This is a genomic window from Actinomadura sp. 7K534 (genome assembly GCF_004348575.1).
Lineage (GTDB): Bacteria > Actinomycetota > Actinomycetes > Streptosporangiales > Streptosporangiaceae > Spirillospora > Spirillospora livida.
The window spans coordinates 1-17,497 of the sequence record NZ_SMKB01000154.1 but is presented as its reverse complement, the minus strand read 5'-3'; the positions used below and the strand labels follow the sequence as shown (position 1 = coordinate 17,497).

The 17,497-nt window shown below is 74.7% G+C and carries 14 protein-coding genes; 5 read left to right on the top strand and 9 right to left on the bottom strand.

Going from position 1 to position 17,497, the window contains the following annotated elements; genetic code table 11:
- Positions 1-757: phosphatase PAP2 family protein (locus E1266_RS25415; RefSeq protein ID WP_165966205.1), on the bottom strand; the 757-nt coding region annotated here is incomplete at its 3' end.
- A 152-nt stretch (positions 758-909) separates the two neighbouring features.
- Between E1266_RS25415 and E1266_RS25410 the strand changes: the two genes are divergently transcribed.
- Positions 910-1,473, top strand: a complete 564-nt coding sequence (locus E1266_RS25410) for a DUF1349 domain-containing protein (RefSeq protein WP_132051096.1) — start codon at positions 910-912, stop codon at positions 1,471-1,473.
- Positions 1,474-1,539: 66 nt separating this feature from the next.
- Positions 1,540-2,511, top strand: a complete 972-nt coding sequence (locus E1266_RS25405) for an alpha/beta hydrolase (RefSeq protein ID WP_132051095.1) — start codon at positions 1,540-1,542, stop codon at positions 2,509-2,511.
- On the opposite strand, the gene E1266_RS25400 is transcribed toward E1266_RS25405, so the two are convergent.
- Positions 2,508-3,125 (bottom strand): TetR family transcriptional regulator, encoded by a 618-nt coding sequence (locus tag E1266_RS25400; protein ID WP_132051093.1) that lies wholly within the window; start codon positions 3,123-3,125, stop codon positions 2,508-2,510. The genes E1266_RS25405 and E1266_RS25400 overlap by 4 nt on opposite strands.
- Positions 3,126-3,209: 84 nt before the next feature.
- Between E1266_RS25400 and E1266_RS25395 the strand changes: the two genes are divergently transcribed.
- Together E1266_RS25395 and E1266_RS25390 are read left to right on the top strand one after the other, a co-directional pair.
- Positions 3,210-4,202 carry an oxygenase MpaB family protein gene (locus tag E1266_RS25395; RefSeq protein WP_132051091.1) on the top strand — a complete coding sequence of 331 codons (993 nt, stop codon included), beginning with the start codon at positions 3,210-3,212 and terminating at the stop codon, positions 4,200-4,202.
- 32 nt (positions 4,203-4,234) lie between these two features.
- Complete coding sequence (locus tag E1266_RS25390) at positions 4,235-4,615, top strand: VOC family protein (protein ID WP_132051089.1); 381 nt, start codon at positions 4,235-4,237, stop codon at positions 4,613-4,615.
- Positions 4,616-4,664: 49 nt separating this feature from the next.
- On the opposite strand, the gene E1266_RS25385 is transcribed toward E1266_RS25390, so the two are convergent.
- The 7 genes from E1266_RS25385 to E1266_RS25360 form a co-directional block, all read right to left on the bottom strand.
- Complete coding sequence (locus tag E1266_RS25385; RefSeq protein ID WP_132051087.1) at positions 4,665-5,042, bottom strand: peptidase inhibitor family I36 protein; 378 nt, start codon at positions 5,040-5,042, stop codon at positions 4,665-4,667.
- Positions 5,043-5,282: 240 nt separating this feature from the next.
- Entirely contained in the window at positions 5,283-7,004 is a 1,722-nt protein-coding gene (locus tag E1266_RS25380; RefSeq protein ID WP_132051085.1) for an ABC transporter ATP-binding protein, read from the bottom strand.
- Positions 7,001-8,839 (bottom strand): ABC transporter ATP-binding protein, encoded by a 1,839-nt coding sequence (locus E1266_RS25375; RefSeq protein WP_132051083.1) that lies wholly within the window; start codon positions 8,837-8,839, stop codon positions 7,001-7,003. Before E1266_RS25375 ends, E1266_RS25380 begins: the two co-directional genes overlap by 4 nt.
- Before the next feature lie 146 nt (positions 8,840-8,985).
- Entirely contained in the window at positions 8,986-9,141 is a 156-nt protein-coding gene (locus E1266_RS38190) for a VenA family class IV lanthipeptide (protein ID WP_165966204.1), read from the bottom strand.
- A gap of 7 nt (positions 9,142-9,148) precedes the next feature.
- Positions 9,149-11,038, bottom strand: coding sequence for an alpha/beta fold hydrolase (locus E1266_RS39915; RefSeq protein WP_132051081.1), 1,890 nt, complete (start codon positions 11,036-11,038; stop codon positions 9,149-9,151).
- Positions 11,035-13,881, bottom strand: a complete 2,847-nt coding sequence (lanL, locus tag E1266_RS25365; RefSeq protein ID WP_207945905.1) for a class IV lanthionine synthetase LanL — start codon at positions 13,879-13,881, stop codon at positions 11,035-11,037. Before lanL ends, E1266_RS39915 begins: the two co-directional genes overlap by 4 nt.
- Before the next feature lie 501 nt (positions 13,882-14,382).
- The gene (locus E1266_RS25360) at positions 14,383-15,507 is read right to left on the bottom strand and encodes an ROK family transcriptional regulator (protein WP_132051079.1); all 1,125 of its coding nucleotides are present in this window, start codon (positions 15,505-15,507) and stop codon (positions 14,383-14,385) included.
- 146 nt (positions 15,508-15,653) lie between these two features.
- Here E1266_RS25360 and edd point away from each other — a divergent pair, with 146 nt between their 5' ends.
- Positions 15,654-17,465, top strand: coding sequence for a phosphogluconate dehydratase (gene edd, locus E1266_RS25355; RefSeq protein WP_132051098.1), 1,812 nt, complete (start codon positions 15,654-15,656; stop codon positions 17,463-17,465).
- Positions 17,466-17,497: the final 32 nt, after the last annotated feature.

The following is a 17,497-nucleotide window of genomic DNA, read 5'->3' as shown; positions in this document are numbered from 1 at the left end:
CCCCCGCCGCCCGTGCCGCGCGCGGTGCCGCGCCGCGCCGCACCCGCCCGGCGGCCGCGACCGCCGCCATCGCACCCGCCAGCAGGACGCCCGCGACGAGGCCGTCCGTCCAGTAGTGGTTGGCCGTCACGACCACCACGAGCACCGTGACCGGCGCGTGCATCGCGACGATCCACCGCCACCGGCTCCGCGACGCCCGCACCACCGCGACCGCGACGAGGAGCGCCCACCCGACGTGCAGCGACGGCATCGCCGCGTACTGGTTGGCGATCCCGTCCGTCGCCGCCGGATACGCGGACGGGCCGACGGTCATCATCGTGTCCACGGCGCCGATGCCGGCCAGCCGCGGCGGCGCCAGCGGGAACAGCACGTGCACGACCAGCCCCGCGCCGGTCAGCACCACCAGCTCGTTCCTCACCCTGGTATAGGACGACCGGTGCCGCACATAAAGCCAGACCAATAGCAGTGTCGTTCCGGGAAAGTGCATGCCCACGTAATAGACGTTCGCCAGGAACGCGGTGTGCTCCCATCCCAGCGCCCACTGCTGCAATTCCACCTCGCTCGGCAGCCAGGCCGCCTGGAACTCCCACAGCCGCGCCGCGTTCGCCATCGCCTCGGCGGGGCCGTGGTCGAAAAGCGCCCGCCCCCACTTGTAGAACGCGAAGAGGACCGCGAGCAGCCCCATCTCGGTGGCCAGCGGCCGCAACCCGTACCGCACGCCCCGGTCGATGGAAACGCTCAACCCGCCGATCGCCATCGGTCGTCCTCCCCGATCACCCGTCGTTCCCGCCAATAACATCCTTCGGGTACGACACCTTCCGGGCACTGGCCCCAGCCACCCGATCGGCGGGGGGAAAGCCCCGAAAGGAGGGTGGAGCCAGCCCCACCCCCTCCCGTAGATTCCCAGTCATGATCACAGGCGACTGGCTCAACCCGCCCCCCGCCGCCGACCGCGACGGATCCGACCTCCTCGTCACCGCCGCCAAGGGCAGCGACTTCTGGCGGACGACCGCCTACGGCTACGACCGCGACAGCGGCCACGCGCTGCTGTCGCCGCTCGGCCCCGAGGCCGCCGTCGAAGTGTCCTTCGTCGCGGACTACGACCACCAGTTCGACCAGGCCGGCATCCTGCTCCGCGTGGACGAGGCCACCTGGATCAAGACGGGCGCCGAGTACTGCGACGGGGAACTCCAGCTCGGCGCCGTCGTCACCAACGGCGTCTCGGACTGGTCGTCCGCGCCCGTCCCCTGGGCGGGCCGCGAGGTGACCCTCCGGGCCAGCCGCAGCGGCGACGCCGTGACGATCCGGGCCCGCGCCGGCGACGATCCGTGGCACCTGATCCGGCTGGCGCCGTTCCCGGCGGGCGTCCCGGCGGCGGCCGGTCCGTACTGCTGCGCCCCCGAGCGCGACGGCCTCACCGTCCGCTTCACCCGGGTGTCGGTCGGCCCCCCGGACGAGGCACTGCACTCCTGACCCTGTACCTGAGCACTTACTTGGTAGTAATCTCGCCGCGGATTCGACTGGCGAGAGGGGCGGCGGATGCCGATCACACCGACGGTGGAGGAGCGCGCGGGATGCGGGTGGCCCGCCAAGGCGGCCGCGCGGGTGTCCCGGTGGGTCCTGCGCCCGCTCGTCGCCCGGCTGCCGTGGACGCCGTTCACGCTGCGCCTCGCCCCGCTGCTCGACCTCGGCGCGGCGCTCATGGTCCCCCCGCGCGGCACCCGCGTCACGAAGGTGAAGGGGCTCGGCTGCGCCGCCGAATGGGTCCGCGGCCGCGGCGTGCCCGCCGGGTCGGGCAAGGCCGTCCTCTACTTCCACGGCGGCGGGTTCGTCGCCTGCGGCCTGCGCACCCACCGCCGGATGCTCGCCCGGATCTCGCAGGCGGCGGGCATGCCGGTGCTGTCGGTCGCCTACCGCATGCAGCCCCGCGTCCCCATCGCCACGTCCATCGGCGACTGCGTGGACGCCTACCGGTGGCTCCTCGACAAGGGGTACGACGCGGACGACATCGTGGTCGGCGGCGACTCGGCGGGCGGCTACCTCGCCTTCATGGCACCGCTCTACGCGCTGCGCGACGGGCTGCCCCGCCCCGCCGGCATCGTCGCCCTGTCGCCCTTCACCGACCTGGACATCGACGTCAAGATCGCGCACGCCAACGCGGCGCTCGACCCGTTCATCCCGGCGCCGCGCATGTGGGACATGGTCCGGCTCTGCTTCCCGGACGGCGTGTACACCGACCCGTGGCTGAGCCCCGTGCACGCCGACCTCGGCGGCCTGCCGCCCACCCTCATCCAGGCCGGCTCGATCGAGGTGATCCGCGCCGACGCCGAACTGATGGCCGAGCGGCTCGGCGCCGCGGACGTGCCGTGCACGCTGCAGATCTGGGAAGGGCAGATGCACGTCTTCCAGATCTTCGCCGACGTCTCCCGGGAGGGCCTCGCCGCGATCAAGGAGATCGGCGCCTTCGCCCGCCGGGCGACCGGCGCCTCCGCCCGCCGGCAGGCCGCCTAGCCGGGCAGGCGCTTCCTGGTCGTCGCGTGCAGGGCCAGTGACAGCTCCACGGCCTGGTCCACGACGGCGTCGAGGTCTTGCCCCAGGCGTCCGTCCGCCCACTGCTGCGCCAGCTCGGTCATGGCGCCGGTGAACATGGTCGCGGCGACGACGACGGGCAGCTCCGGCCCGGGGCCCATCGCGATGAGACCGTCCAGCAGGCCGGTCTGCGCCGCCCTCCGCCGCACGGCCAGGACCTCGTTGCCGCGCGCCTCGGCGAACAGCACGCGCCCCCGCCGCGGGTCCTCACTGATGAACCGGAGGACGTTGCGGACGCCGGCCCGCGTCCGCGCCTCCGGATCGGGGCCCGCCTCGTCCAGGGCGCGGGCGAGGACGTCCCCGAGCGCGGCCGCCTGCTCGTCGTAGACGGCGGCGAGCAGCTCGTCGGTCCCGGTGAAGTTCTCGTAGAAGTACCGGGTGTGCAGCTCGGCCTCGCGGCACACCGCGCGCACCGTGAGCCCGGCCTCACCCTGCTCTCCGAACAGCGCGAACGCCGCCCGGACGAGCATCTCGCGCCGCTCGTCCTTCCGCCTGGCCACGGGGACCCCGGCCCACCGGGTGGACACGCTCGCCATGGGCTCACGATAGCAAGTCTGGACACGCGCGTAACCAATCACTTATTCTGGCTACAGTCGTAGCCAGAAAGTGGGAGACCCCGGATGAAGACCAACCCGATCGCCAAGCGGTTCGAGCAGTCCTTCGACGCCGAGATTCGCTCCAGGTTCTTCAAGGGCCTCGACTTCGCCGGCCCGGCGGGCGACCCCGGCTGGTTCGGGCCCGGCAGCGCGGTCTGGTACGTGCACTCGCACCTGCCCACCCTGATCCTGGGCCTGGTGAGCGCCGCCTACATCGAGGGCCTCGACCCGAGCATCAGCTGGATGGGCTACGACCACTCCCGCCTCGCCGAGCGCGTCGACGGCGTCCCGACCGGCAACTTCGACCCCGAAGGCGGCGCGGTGCGCCTCGCGCACTCCATCTCGTTCTTCATCGGCACCGCCTACGGCTCCACCGCGAGCGCGGAGAAGCTGGCGCGCACCGTCCGCGCCATGCACCACACGGTCAAGGGCACCCGCCCCGACGGCCTCGCCTACGACGCCGACGACCCCGAATGGCTGCGCTGGAACTACGCCACCGTCGTGTGGGGCCTTGCCACCGCCCACGAGCGCTACCACCGCCGCCCGCTGCACGACATCGACCGCTACTACCGCGAGTTCGTCCGCGTGGGCGAGGCCCTGGGCGGCACCGACCTGCCCACCACCAAGGCCGAGACCGCCGAATGCCTTGAGTCGTACCTGCCGCGCCTGGCCCTCACCCCCATCAAGGCGGCTCAGACCGGACCCAACCTGCGCGACAGCAAGGCCAAGGCATGGGAGCCCGGCAGCGAGTTCATGGACTGGGCGGCCCGCGACATGCTGCCGAAGTGGGCGCAGCGGCTGGCCCTCTACCAGCCGCCCAACCCGGTCAAGCTCCGCCTCCGCCGCACGTCCCTCTGGTTCGCCCTCAACGCCCTCCACGAGGCCACCGGTCCCCTCAAGGAGTACCACCAGGCCCAGAAGCGCGCCGCCGGCAAGAAGGCGAACCCGTTCATCTCCACCGCCCCCACGGCCCCGGACCCGATCCTCACCCGCGAGGAGATCGAAGCCACGGCCTGACCGCATCCCCGGAGCCCGGCTAGTCTGCCGCCATGCATCGCAGCCGACTGGTCGGAATCCTGATCGACACCCCCGCCGACGAAGCCGCCAGGGCGGCGGACTTCTGGTCCGCCGCCCTGGGCGCCTCGACCTTCCCCGCTCCGGGCGAGGAGCAGTTCACGGTCCTGAACCGCGCCGTCCCGGATCTGTTCACCGTCGTCCAGTCGGTCGACGGCCCCCCGCGCTACCACGTCGACATCGAGACCGACGACCTGGAGGCGGAGGTCGCCCGCCTGACGGCCCTGGGCGCGGAACCGGTGTCCAGGTGGAAGGACGCCCACACCCTCCGCGCCCCAGGCGGCCACCTGTTCTGCGTGGTCCCGATCCACAGCGACCCCGAAACCTTCGCCGCCAACGCCCGAACCTGGCCCTGACCCCGCATCAACGGAGCCTCGCGCCTCTACGATGCCTGAGCGCGGTGCATCAGCATTCGCCGCGCCAGACCACCTTGGTCACGACCGTGCCCGGCAGGAAGTCGCGCTTGTACGCGCCGGGGCCGGGGTTGTAGTGCAGGCAGGTCGTGTTGCTGTAGTCCCCGAAGGACCAGTAGACCTGGATGTGGTCGGCGTTCGGATAGGGGACGCCGTTGTTGAAGATCGAGCCGGCCCTGACGCTGCCGGTCCAGTTGCCCGCCCTCTTCAGCACGAGCCCGCCGGTCTGATCGTACGAGGAGTACAGGCAGAAGTAGCCCTTCTCGCACCCGGGCGGATTCGGCTCGGCCGCGGCGGCGGGTGCGGTGACCAGCAGCCCCGCACCGATGAGCGCCGATGCGGCCGTGGTCACGATGGCACGCCTTGACATGGTCTTCCCCTTCGAGCTGCACTTCCCGATTGGCATGGCACGGCGGTGCGGACCGGTCGGCCGGCCGAGGGGTTCCGCCGCCCCGCCGGGTCTTCATCAGTAAGGCACCCGCCGACTTCAGACCTGCTTCAGACCGGCTTCATCGCTGATCAGCGTTCGTGCCGGCGACGACGTGGTTCCGGGCCGTTCGGCGCGCGGCGGCCCGGGCTCCCAAGGTTCCACGGCGTTTCTCCCGGGTGGTCAGGTGTGCCAGTGGCCCACCAGGTCCGCGTAGAGGGCACTGCGGGCCTGGAGGGTCTCGTGGGTGCCGAGGAGGGGAGTGGGGCCGTCCAGGAGGAGGACCTTTCCGGCGCGTTCGGCGGACGTCATGCGGTGCGCGATGACGATGAGGGTTCTGCCGCGGGCGGCCAGAGCCCGTTCGGCGCGGGCCTCGGCGGCGGGGTGCAGGTGGCTGGTCGCCTCGTCCAGGACGATGACCGGGGCGGGGGACAGGTGCGCGCGGGCCAGGGTGATGAGCTGGCGTTCCCCGTGGGAGAGGTCGCCGCCGCCCGGCGGGATGCCGGCGTCGTATCCGCCGAGGCGCTCGACGGTCTCGGTGAGCCCGACGGCGCGCACGGTCTCGTCGAGCTGCGCGGTGGTGGCCCGCGGGCACAGGTACGCGAGGTTCTCGCGCAGCGTCGCGGCGAAGACGTAGCTCTCCTGCGGGATGAGCGCGACCGCCGACCGCAGCCGTTCCCGGCCGAGTCGGGGCAGGGGGACCCCGCCGAGCGTCACGCTGCCCCGCTGCGGCGGGAGGAGGCCGGTGAGGAGGTTGGCGAGCGTCGACTTCCCGGCGCCGCTGGGGCCGACCACCGCCAGGTGCGTGCCCTCCGGGACGCGCAGGGACAGGTCCCGCAGGACGGGCTCGGCGTGCGGGGAGTAGGCGAAGGTGACGCCGTCGGCCTCGATGTCGAAGGACGCGCCGGCGGGCGGCGCGGCCGGTATGGGCTCGGCGGGCGCGGCGGGGCCGGCGCAGGTCTCGGCGAGCCGGCCGAGAATCACGGCGAGGCTGAGCAGGAGCGTGCCGCCCGCGTCGACGAGGACGGTGATGCCCGGCTGGAGCCCGGCGACCAGGTAGCCGGCCGCCCCCGCGATCTGCCCCGGCGTGAGCCCGTGCTGCTCGGTCAGGTAGGGGGACAGCAGCAGCAGGGCGATCAGCGGCACGTGCACGCCCAGGGCGAGCACCGGCAGGCGGACCAGGCGGGTGCGGGCGTACGCGCGCAGCGCCGCGGCCTGGGCGTCGATCACCTCGCCGACGGCGCGGGCCGCGCGGTCCTCCGCCGCGCAGGCGACGACGTCCCGGACGCCGCCGACGACCGCGGCGGCGCTCTCGCCGATCCGCTCCGCCTCCCGGACGACGGCCCGGTAGCGGCGGATCTGCAGGCCGACGAACGCAGCGAACACCGCGAGGGCGAGCGCCACCGACAGGCAGATGACCAGCGCCAGCGGCGGGGAGAGCAGGGCCAGGCCGAGCAGCGCGGCGACACCGGCCGACAGCAGCTGGCGGACGTTGCGCAGCGCGGTGCCGAGCAGGACCCGGACGGCCTCGGCCTGCTCGGTCACCTGGGACACGCCCGCGCCCCCGGCGCCCGGCGCCCGGTCGGCCATCCGGTCCAGGGAGGCTGTGACGACCTCCTTCACGAGGGAGTCGCGCAGCGGCTCCACGGTGGCGGCGAGCCACGGGTAGATCCGGCCGGTCCCGACCGCTCCGGCGACGTACAGGACGGCGAGGGCGCCGAGCCAGCCGAGACCGATGAGCGGCCGCCCGGCGAGGAACCCCTGGTCGACGGCCCGCGCGAGGAGGAGACCGGACGCGAACGCCGGGAGCGATTCGAGCGCGGACCAGGCGGCGAGGCGCCGCATGGCCGGCCCGCGCCCGCGAAGGTGGCGGTGCAGCAGCCGGGCGGCGGGCGGGGCGGTCATGCGTCCGCCGCCGCTCCGGCGGCGGACGCGGAGAACACCGCCCGGTAGGCGGGGTCGGGCCACAGCTCCGCGTGGGCGGCGAGGGCCCGCACCCGGCCGGCGTCCAGCCAGGCGACGAGGTCGGCGCGGGCGGCCGTGGCGGGGCGGCGGGCGACCACCAGGCTGGTGCGGCCGGCCAGGATCCGCTGGAGCGCCCGGGTCACCTTCAGCTCCGTGGCGGTGTCGAGGCTGCTGGTGGCGTCGTCCAGGACGACGATCCGGGCCCGGGTGAGCGCGGCGCGGGCCAGGCCGAGGCGCTGGAGTTCGCCGCCGGAGAGCGGCGCGTCGGTGAGCGGGGTGTCGTATCCGTCCGGCAGCGCCCGGATGAAGCGGTCGGCGGCGGCGGTCCGGGCGGCGTCGCGCACCTCGTCGCGGGTCGACTCGGGACGCGCGTAGGCGATGGTGTCGTGCACGGTGGCGCCGAGAAGCGCGGGACGTTCGAAGGCGTAGGCGACGGCGCGCCGCACTTGCGCCAGGGGGACCGCGGTAACGGGGACGCCGTCGAGTTCGACGACCCCCTCGTCGGGATCGAGGAGCCGCCCGACCGTCGACACCAGCACGCTCTTCCCCGTCCCCGAGGTGCCGACGACCGCGACGGTCGCGCCGGGCGGCACGTCGAGGTCGAGCCCGTCCAGGACGGCGCGCCCGCCGACCCGCACGGTGACGCCCTTCAGCCGGAGCCTGCCGGGGCCGTCCGGCAGCGGCACCGGCCGGGCGGGCGGCCGCACCGCCGGGGCGGCCGCCAGGACCTCGTCGACCCGCCCGGCCCCGACCTGGCAGTTGAGCAGCGCGACGAAGGTGTCGAAGAGCGACGCCGAGGCGGTGGCCATGGCGGCGTAGGCGACGCTCGCCACGAGCTGGCCGGTGGTGATGTCGCCGGTGGCCAGCCGGATCCCGGCGGTGCCGACCACCAGCACCTGGGTGAGGGGGGCCAGCAGGGCGAGACGCCGGCTCACCCGGCCCTGCGCCTCCCAGGTCTCGTGGCCGGCCCGGCGAAGGTCGGGCAGGGGCTCGAGAATGCGCCGGACCTCGGCCGCGGCCGTGCCGCTCGCCCGGATCGTGCGGATCCCCTGCCGGGCGTCGAGCAGGCGGGTCGCGATCGCCGCCTGGCAGCGCTGGTAGCGCGCGAACGGCTCGGTCGCCTGGACGACGAAGACGCGCAGCGCCACGATCATCGGCGGGATCCCGGCCGCGAACGCGACGGCGAGCCACCAGTCGATCAGGGCGAGCGCGGTCAGCGCGCCCGCCGTGGTCACCAGCGCGGCCGCGGCCGTCAGCAGCAGGACGGGGAAGGCCGCGGGGCCCGAGGCGCTCTCGGTGAGCCGGGACAGCACGTCCCCGGTGGGGAAGCGGCGCTGCCCCTGCGTCCCCAGCGCCAGCACCCGGCCGAGCAGCCGGTGCCGCAGCCATGCGGTGATGTCGCTGCCGCAGTAGGCGCCGAGCACGTCCTCCCCGGCGTCGGCGAGGGCCGCCAGGGCGAGGACGAGCGCCAGCCGCGCCGTGGCCGTGCCGAGGCCCTCCTGGGTGCGGGCGGCGTCGACGGCCCCGGCGAGCATGACCGGCGTGGCGAGGGTCGCGGCGACGCGGACGGCCGTGAGCACCGCCAGCGCGCACATCCGCAGCCGGAACCGGCGCATGGCCTCGCGCAGCCGCCGCCTTCCCGCGGCGCGCAGCGCGGCGGACGCCGCCGGCCCGCCGGGCCGGGGGCCGGGCCCGTCCGCGGGTTCCTCCGCGGGCGCGCCTCCGGTTCCGTCGAGCCCGCCGGCCGCGCCGGGTTCCGCCGGTGTCCGGACCACCCTCGTCGGCTCCGTCCGTCGTCGCGGTGCGTCATCTACACTCGTCGATGGGTCCGGTCACGGACCGGCTCATGGCCGGCCCGTGACCGGGGTTCTGCGGGCCGGGGTCATTCAGGGGTCCCGGATTCCGCATGGGATGTGCGGTGTCAGATGCACGAGATGCCGACGCACACCGTGTTCAGCAGCGTGAGCAGGCCGACGCACGCGCACGTCCCGCCGAGCGCGATCCCCTCGATCTCGATGGGGTCGGTCTCGGGCAGCTCCTGCAGAGCGGCCACGACGTCACCGTCGAACGTGTTCATGTGTTTTTCACCTCCTTTCCTGGTCCGATACGTAGGCCCGTTCCGCCGTGAGGCAGAAGCGGACCACCGCTTCACGCAGGACCGGGGGCCATGCCTGGACGACGCCGTTGTGGTCGCCGTCGGCCTCCAGGTAGTCGAAGTCGACTCCTTCGGTCCTGCCGAGTTCGAGTAGGCGGGCGCGCAGTGCCCTGGACTGCGCCACCGGGATGACCTCGTCCCGGGTGCCGTGGACGAGCAGCAGCGGCGCGGTGAGGTCCGCGCAGGCGCGCAGGACGTCCCGTCCGGTCTCCGGCCCGCCGGGCGCGTCGCACCGGCTCAGCCGCGACACGCGGTCCCGGACGGTGCCGGGCGCGCTGCCGTGCAGGCTCGCGGCGGAGGTGAACGGCGCCAGCGCGACGCACCCCGACCACAGGTCCGGGGCGTGGCACGCCGCCAGCAGCGCCAGGAAGGCGCCGTAGCTGCCGCCGAGCACGACCGGGCGCGGCAGGCCGGCGGCGTCGCGGTCGCGTGCGATCTCCCGGGCCAGGTGGACGACGTCGTCGAGGTCGGGGCCGCCCCAGTCGCCGATGACGGGCCGCAGGTGCCGCTCGCCGTAGCCGGTGCTGCCCCGGTGGTTCGGCGCGGCCACGGCGACGCCGGCCGCGGCGAGGTGCTGGAAGAGGGGCTCGAACTCCAGCCGCCAGGCCGCCAGGGGGCCGCCGTGCAGGGCGAGCACCAGGCGGGGCGCCCGCCGCCAGCCGGGACCGCCGTAGACGATCGTCTCGACCGGCCCCGCCGGGCCGGGCAGCTCGACCGCTTCCGCGCCCGCCCAGTTCCCGCCTGCCCCGAGGTCGTCGGGGGCCAGCCACCAGCCGGCGGCGGGCGGATGCGGGACGGTGGCCAGGGTGGGCGGCCGGTCCGGGGCGGCGAAGCGCAGGTGGATCCGGCCGTCCCGCGCCCAGCAGGCGGGCGGCCACAGCATTCCCGGCGGTCCGGGGACCGCGGTGACGCGCTCCCATCCGGGCGCGTAGACCGCGAGGCCTTCCACGGCGCCCCGCGTCTCCCGGACGAGCAGGTTCTCCCCGGCGGCGTCGAAGGCCAGCGGTGCCCGCGGACGCTCGGACCGGTTGAGGGCGTCGGGGAACCGCACCGGCCCGCCGCCGGGGAACCGCAGCCCGGTCTGCGCGGTGCCGGGCGGCTGGGCGCCCGGCGACGTCGTGGTGACGGCCAGGACGCCGGAGCGGGGGCTGTAGGCGGCGATCCGGTCGGTGGTGGTGTCGGAGACCGACCAGAGGCGGCGCCACGTGCCGTCGCGCAGGTCGACGCGGATGCCGGCGGTGCGGTGCTGGGCGGAGGCGTGGTCGAGGGCGAGGGTGCGTCCGCCGTCCAGCCAGACGCCGCCGGACAGCACGCCGGGGATCCGGACGATCGGTTCGAGGGCCGGGGAGGCCCAGCGCAGCCACCAGATCCGGGAGTGCCGCTCGTCCTCCGCGGTGACGAGCACCACGGTGCCCTCGGGCGCCGGGGCGGCCAGCAGGAAGCCGGCCACCATGACCGGGACCGGCCACGAGCGGGTGATCCGCAGGCCCGGGCCGGACGGCTCCGCGGCGAGCACGGTCCCGTGCCCGGCCGTCTCACCGTCGCCGCCGGTCGCGGGGCGCAGGATCAGGACGCGGCCGTCGTCCAGCGGCAGCACGCCGCACCGCCGGTCGAGGCCGCCGACGCCGCCCGCCTCCTCGCCGGTGAGCGTGCTCAGGGACGGGTCGGGCCGCGTGAGGTCCCATCTCTCCAGCGTCACCGCGTCCTCGACGGCGCGCAGGCAGGCGGCCCAGCCGCCCTCCTCGGCGAAGGCGAACCCGAACCGGCTCGGCACCGGCGGCACGCCCCGCGCGACGGGTTCGCGGACGGGGGCGCTCATGACACCCGCTCCGCGCCGGCGCCCGTGACCGCCGCGCTTCCGGCCAGGCCGTCCGGGACGTCCGCCGTCCACAGCCGCGGCGTGCCGTGCGACGTCCGCTGCAGGAAGGCCAGGATCCCGCTCATCCCGTCGCCCCACGTCACCGAGACCTGCCCGAACTCGTCGGGGAACACCGAGTGCCCGTCGCGGTCGGCCCGGTTGGCGACGATGGTCCGGGCGAACCGCCAGGCGGCGTCCCGGTACCGCCCGTCGCCGGTGAACGCGGCCATGTCGAGCAGGAAGTCCCCGTTGCCGGCGAGCCCGTGGCACTGCCCGAGGGGCGCGCGCCAGCGGTGGTCCAGCACCGCCTGCGCGGCCTGCTCGGCGCCCCGGGTGAAGCGCGCGTCGCCGGTGGCGTCGCCCAGCCGCACGAGGAAGCCCCCGATCCCGGCGGCGCCGTGGCACCAGTACGGCGCCGTCGGCGCGTCGCCGGGACCGGCCCCCCACATCGCGGACCGTCCCGTGACGGTCGCCTCCTCCAGCAGGTCCCCCCCGACGGCGGCGGCCAGCGCGAGGTGGTCGGCGCGGCCGGTCGCCCGCGCGCACGCGGTCAGGAAGTAGCCGACGCCGGCGACGCCGTGCGCGAACCCGTAGTACCGCCGCCCGGCGAGCTTCGATTCGTGCTGGGCCGGGGTGCTCCAGGAGAGCCGGCCGGACCGGTCCTCCACCGAGGCGGCCAGCGCGTCGGCGGCGGCCGCCGCCCGCTCGGCGTAGCGGGCGTGCCCGGTGAGGGTCCACAGGTGCAGGGCGGTGAGCCCGATGCCGGCCGTCCCGTGGGTGATGTCGGGGGCGTCGACCGCGGCCGGGAGCCGGTCGGCCAGCGCGAGGGCGCCGTCGACGAGCTCGCCGTCGTCCGTCGCGAGGCCCGCGTCCAGCACCGCCCAGGCCGCGCCCGCCGTGCCGAAGTAGAGCCCGGCGGGGCGGGCCGTCCCGTCGTCCAGCCGGGTGAGGATCCACCGGCCCGCGCGGGCGATGGCCTCCGGGAGACGGCGGTCGCCGGTGAGGTCGTAGCAGCGGGTCAGCGCGCCCAGCGGGCCCGCGGCGCCGTGCTGCAGGCTGCAGGGGTCGGGCGCCCCGTGGACGCAGGACGCGGGCCACAGCGAGCCCTCGGCCTCGGGGTCCATGGCGGCGAGGAGGTGCTCTGTGATGCCGGCGACGACCTCCCGGTTCTGCTGGCGCAGCCACCCGGAGCGGAGCCGCGGGCCGGCGGCCGGGTCCGGCCGCGGGGCGTCCGCGTCGCCGGACGACGCCGCCGCGAGTTCCGCACGCGCCCGGTCGGGGCTCCAGCGGCTCCGGGGGTCGTCGGCCATCAGCCCGAGCAGCAGCGGGATCAGCGGGGCGGGCAGGTCGAGGCCCTGGGTGCGCGCGGTCAGCAGCTCCGTGAGCCGTTCGGCCGGCGGCCGCGCCACGGGCCGCTCGTCCAGGAGGTAGGGCGGGCCGCCGGTGAGCACGTGGCAGAGCGTCGCGCCGAGCGCGAACCGGTCCGCCGCGGGGTCGGGGGCCGCGCCGTCCATCTGCTCGGGCGCCGCATAGCCCGGGGTGCCGGCGCGCAGCGGGACCGCGTCCGGGGAGCCCGGGGCCACGGCCAGCTCCAGGTCGATCAGGATGGGCGCGCCGTCCGGGCGGACCATGATGTTGTTCGGGGTGAAGTCGCGCACGATGAGCCCGGCGCCGTGCGCCCGGATCATCAGGTCGGTGAGCCGGACGGCCATCTCCAGCGCGGGGGCCAGGTGCGGGCCCCAGCCGCGGTCGCCGAGCAGATCCGCCGTCCATTTCCCGAGGGTGGTGCCCGGGATCAGCTCCTCCGCCAGGAACAGGTGGCCGCTCTGGGTGAACAGCCGGACCGGGCGCGGCGCCAGCCCCAGGTGCTCGACCGCCTCGAGCGCGCGGGCCTCGGCGCGGAGGAGGTCGCGGGCGTCGTTCCCCTCCTCGTCGGCGGCCACGTGCGGGCGGGCCTCCTTGAGGACGACCGGGTCGCCCGTCTCGGTGTCGAGGGCACGGTAGACACCGCCTTTGTTGGTGTGGCGGATTGCCTCCCGGACGGTGAAACGCGTCCCGATCAGAAGCTCGTTCTGATTGGCGTCGGCGCCGTTTCCGTTCGCGTCGCCGGTTCCCTTCCCGCTGTGGCCGGAGTCGGCCGCCCGATGATCCGGAAAGGGGCAGCTGACCCAGGAGGGAGGCGTGTATCTTCCGATGCGCTGGTCTTCGACCGGGTTGCCGTCCGGGTCGAGAATCATCCATGTGTAGAAGCCGTCGTTGGTTATCCGCCGCTCTTCGGTGAAGGCGCCGTAACGGTAATGTACGAGGCTGCCCGGTGCGTAGGGGCGGTCGGACAGAATGCGCGGGCCGGGCAGGCCGGCCGTCGCCCGGTGCAGTTCCAGCGCCAGCCGGACGGCCTCCTCATCGCTCACCGGATAGACGGTGATGAACTTTCCGGAATGGCCGCGGGAGGTGTTGCGGGCGTTGAGCGCCGCCACCTGGTCGTGGGCGGCGGCGAACTTGAACGCGGAGCCGGCGGCGAGGAGCACCGCGAGCGAGCGGGCGAGCACCTCCTCGGCCGACGCCGGGGTGGCGGAGACGTGCAGCTTCCAGCCCTGAGCTGGGCATTCGGTTCCTTGGGGGAGCACGTGGCACCACATGGCGTCCCGGCGCACCGTCCAGCGCGCACCGTCCCGCCCGCCGTCCCGCCCGCCTTCCCGCGCCGCGGCGACCGCCCGGTCGAGAACGTCGGCCAGGCGGGTGTCGCCGCTCTCCGCGGCCGCGGCCGCGGCCCGGGAAAAGACGCTGAAATTGAAGTCAGCCATGGTGTTCCGCCGCTCCCTTTTCGTCCGCCGGCCGGGGATTTCGGGTCCCCGGCGCGATCTTTCCCGCTTTCGATCAATGGTGTTCGGCCGATCGATCGACTGCCTTCGGGCGAACGAGGACACGTTAGCCATGAATCCTCCGTGATTGCCAGAGTGAATTCCCGCCGAGACGTGCGCCGTGGCGGTAGAAAAGTGTTACCCGGAAGGACATCTCGGTGTGACGGGTGTGCCGTGAGTGACCGCCGAGTACGGGTGAGCGCCCCGCAATCTGGGGATTTGTCCGGCTCGTCCCGGTGGTGAGTCGGCGGCGACTTTGCCAATTCGGTGTCGAATCGGTTTCTAAGGCAGTCATGGCCGAAGACCGCCATGTCGACCCCTGGCAGGCCGCCGCCCGGCTGTGCTAGGGGAATGCCGTTCTCACGGTGTCCGGCGGAATCCGGCACGCCATTCGTTACCCGGCGGCCCGCCCCCGCTTCGCGCTCCAGGGAAGGCGGGCCGGCGTCAGCGGGGCGGCGAGTCGACGGCCTCCGGGGCGAGGATGCGGTCGAGGACCATCGCGGCGCAGCCGGTGAGGCCCGCGGCCTCGCCGAGGCGGCTGGGCTCGATGCGCAGGCTGCGGGTCGCGAGGGCGGTGGCGCGCTGGTAGACGACCTCGCGGAGACCGGCGATGAGCGGCTCGTCGGCGCCGACGAGGTCGCCGCCGAGGACGACGACGGCCGGGTTGAGCAGGTTGACGGCGGTGGCGACGACCTCGCCGATGCGGCGGCCGGCCTCGCGGAGGAGCGCGACGGTGCCGGGGTCGCCCGAGCGGGCCAGGGCGGCGAGGCCGGCCAGGTCGTGCGCCGGCGAGCGGGCCAGGAGGGCGGTGCCGCCCGCGACGGCCTCGACGCAGTTGACGTTGCCGCAGCGGCAGGGGGTCTCCGCCGAGGACGGGACGGGCACGTGCCCGATCTCGCCGGCGGCGCCCAGGGCTCCGCGCTGGATGCGGCCGCCCGCGATGAGGCCGGCGCCGATGCCGGTGGAGACCTTGACGAACAGGAGGTCGTCCACGCCGGGGTGGGCCTGGTGCTCGCCGAGGGCGGCGGCGTTGACCTCGTTGTCGAGATAGGCGGGGACGCCGAAGCGGCCGGAGATCGGGGGGCCGACCTCCACGGCGTCCCAGCGTCCCGCGGCGTGCTCCACGGCGTCGGGGACGCCGAGGCCGACGCCGCGGACGGTGGCGGCGTCGATCCCGGAGTCCGCCAGCAGCGACGTCCACTGGTCGAGGAGCCGGGGGAGCGTCTCGCCGGGGGTGGCCTCGGGCGGCGGGCCGTCGGCGCGGGTGATGACCGCGCCCGCCAGGTCGCAGACGGCGACCTGGCCGCGGGACTGGCCGAGGTTGGCGACGAGGACGGTGCCCCCGGCGGCGTTGAACTCCAGGCGGGCCGGGGGGCGGCCGCCGGTGGAGGGGCCGTCCGCGCGTTCGACGACGAGGCCGCGGGCGACCAGGTCGGCGACGCGGGAGGCCACGGCGGGGCGGGACAGCCCCGTGACGCGCCCCAGTCCGGCGCGGGTGGCGACACCGTCCTCGCGGATCAGGCGCAGGATGTCGCCGCTCGTGGACGGGCGGCCGGCGGGGCGCGACATCCGGTCAGTCAAGCATGTCGGTGTTCAGTACGTCCAGTTGATACAAGAGGGCGACTTATGTAAAAGAAACTTCGTAAGTGGGTTGTATCGCTTACCTATGTCTCGGTAGCTTGATCGCGAAGATCCCCCTCGTCCTGGAGCGTCTGATGGCCGTCCATCCCGTGCTGGCGGAAGTGACCCGGCGTGTCGCCGAGCGGAGCGCCGGAGCGCGAGGCGCGTACTTGGAGCGGATCCAGGACGCGCGGACCGAGGGCCCCGTGCGCGGCGGCATGGGCTGCGCGAACCTCGCCCACGGCTTCGCGGCCTGCGGCGTCCAGGACAAGCTGTGGCTGAGGGGCGGCGTCACGCCCAACATCGCGATCGTGTCGGCGTACAACGACATGCTGTCCGCGCACCAGCCCCTCCAGGACTACCCCGGCCTGCTCAAGGCCGCGATCCGGGCGGCCGGGGGGACGGCGCAGTTCGCCGGGGGAGTGCCCGCGATGTGCGACGGCATCACGCAGGGCCGCGCCGGCATGGAGCTGTCGCTGTTCAGCCGGGACGTGGTGGCGATGGCGACGGCGGTGGCGCTGTCCCACGACATGTTCGACGGCGCGCTGCTGCTCGGCGTCTGCGACAAGATCGTCCCGGGGCTGGTGATCGGGGCGCTGTCGTTCGGGCACCTGCCGGTGATCCTAGTGCCGGCCGGGCCGATGGCGTCCGGGCTGCCGAACGACGCGAAGGCGAAGGTCCGCAAGCGGTTCGCGGCAGGGGAGGCCGGGCGCGACGAACTGCTCGCCGCCGAGGCCGCGTCCTACCACTCGCCCGGCACGTGCACGTTCTACGGGACGGCCAACTCCAACCAGCTCCTGATGGAGGTCATGGGCCTGCACCTGCCGGGCGCGAGCTTCGTCCCGCCGGGCAGCAAGCTCAGGGACGCCCTCACCGAGGCGGCCGGCCGGCGCGTCCTGCGGCTGACCGATCTGGGCGACCACTACACGCCCATCGGCGAACTCCTGGACGAGCGCGCGTTCGTCAACGGCGTCGTGGCGCTGCTCGCCACCGGCGGCTCGACGAACCACACGCTCCACCTCGTCGCGATGGCCGCCGCGGCCGGCATCGAGCTGACCTGGGACGACTTCGACGAGCTGTCCAGGGTGACGCCGCTGCTGACCCGCCTCTACCCGAACGGGTCCGCCGACGTGAACCACTTCCACGCGGCCGGCGGCACCGCGTTCCTCATCGGCGAGCTGATCGACGCCGGGCTCCTGCACGCGGACGCGCGCACGGTCGGCGGCGACACCCTCGCCGACTACCGGCGCGTCCCGGAGTTCGCGGGCGGCGGGGCCGAGTGGCGGGCGGGGGTCACGGAGTCGGGCGACACGGACGTCCTGCGGCCGGTGGCGGAGCCGTTCGACGCGCAGGGCGGCCTGCACACCGTGCGCGGCAACCTCGGCCGGGCGGTGGTCAAGGTGTCCGCTGTCCGTCCCGAGCACCGGACGGTCGAGGCCCCCGCCCGCGTGTTCGACTCGCAGGAGGACCTCCAGGACGCGTTCGCCGCGGGGGAGCTCGACCGGGACGTGGTGGCGGTCGTCCGCAACCAGGGGCCGCGCGCCAACGGCATGCCGGAACTGCACCGGCTCACCCCGCCGCTGTCGGTCCTGCAGGACCGGGGGCACCGCGTCGCGCTGGTCACGGACGGCCGCATGTCGGGCGCCTCGGGGGCGGTGCCCGCCGCGATCCACGTGTCGCCGGAGGCGGCCGCGGGCGGGCCGCTCGCCCGCGTCCGCGACGGCGACGTCGTCCGGCTCGACGCGGACGCGGGCGTGCTGGAGGTCCTCGTCCCGGCCGGGGAGTTCGCCGCCCGCGAACCCGCGGCCGGAGACGCCGGACGCGCACGGGGCACCGGACGGGAGCTGTTCCAGGTGTTCCGGCACGCGGTCGGCCCGGCCGAGCGCGGCGCGGGGGTCTTCAAATGAGCGAAGCGAACCGGGGGGTGTGGGGGGTCGTC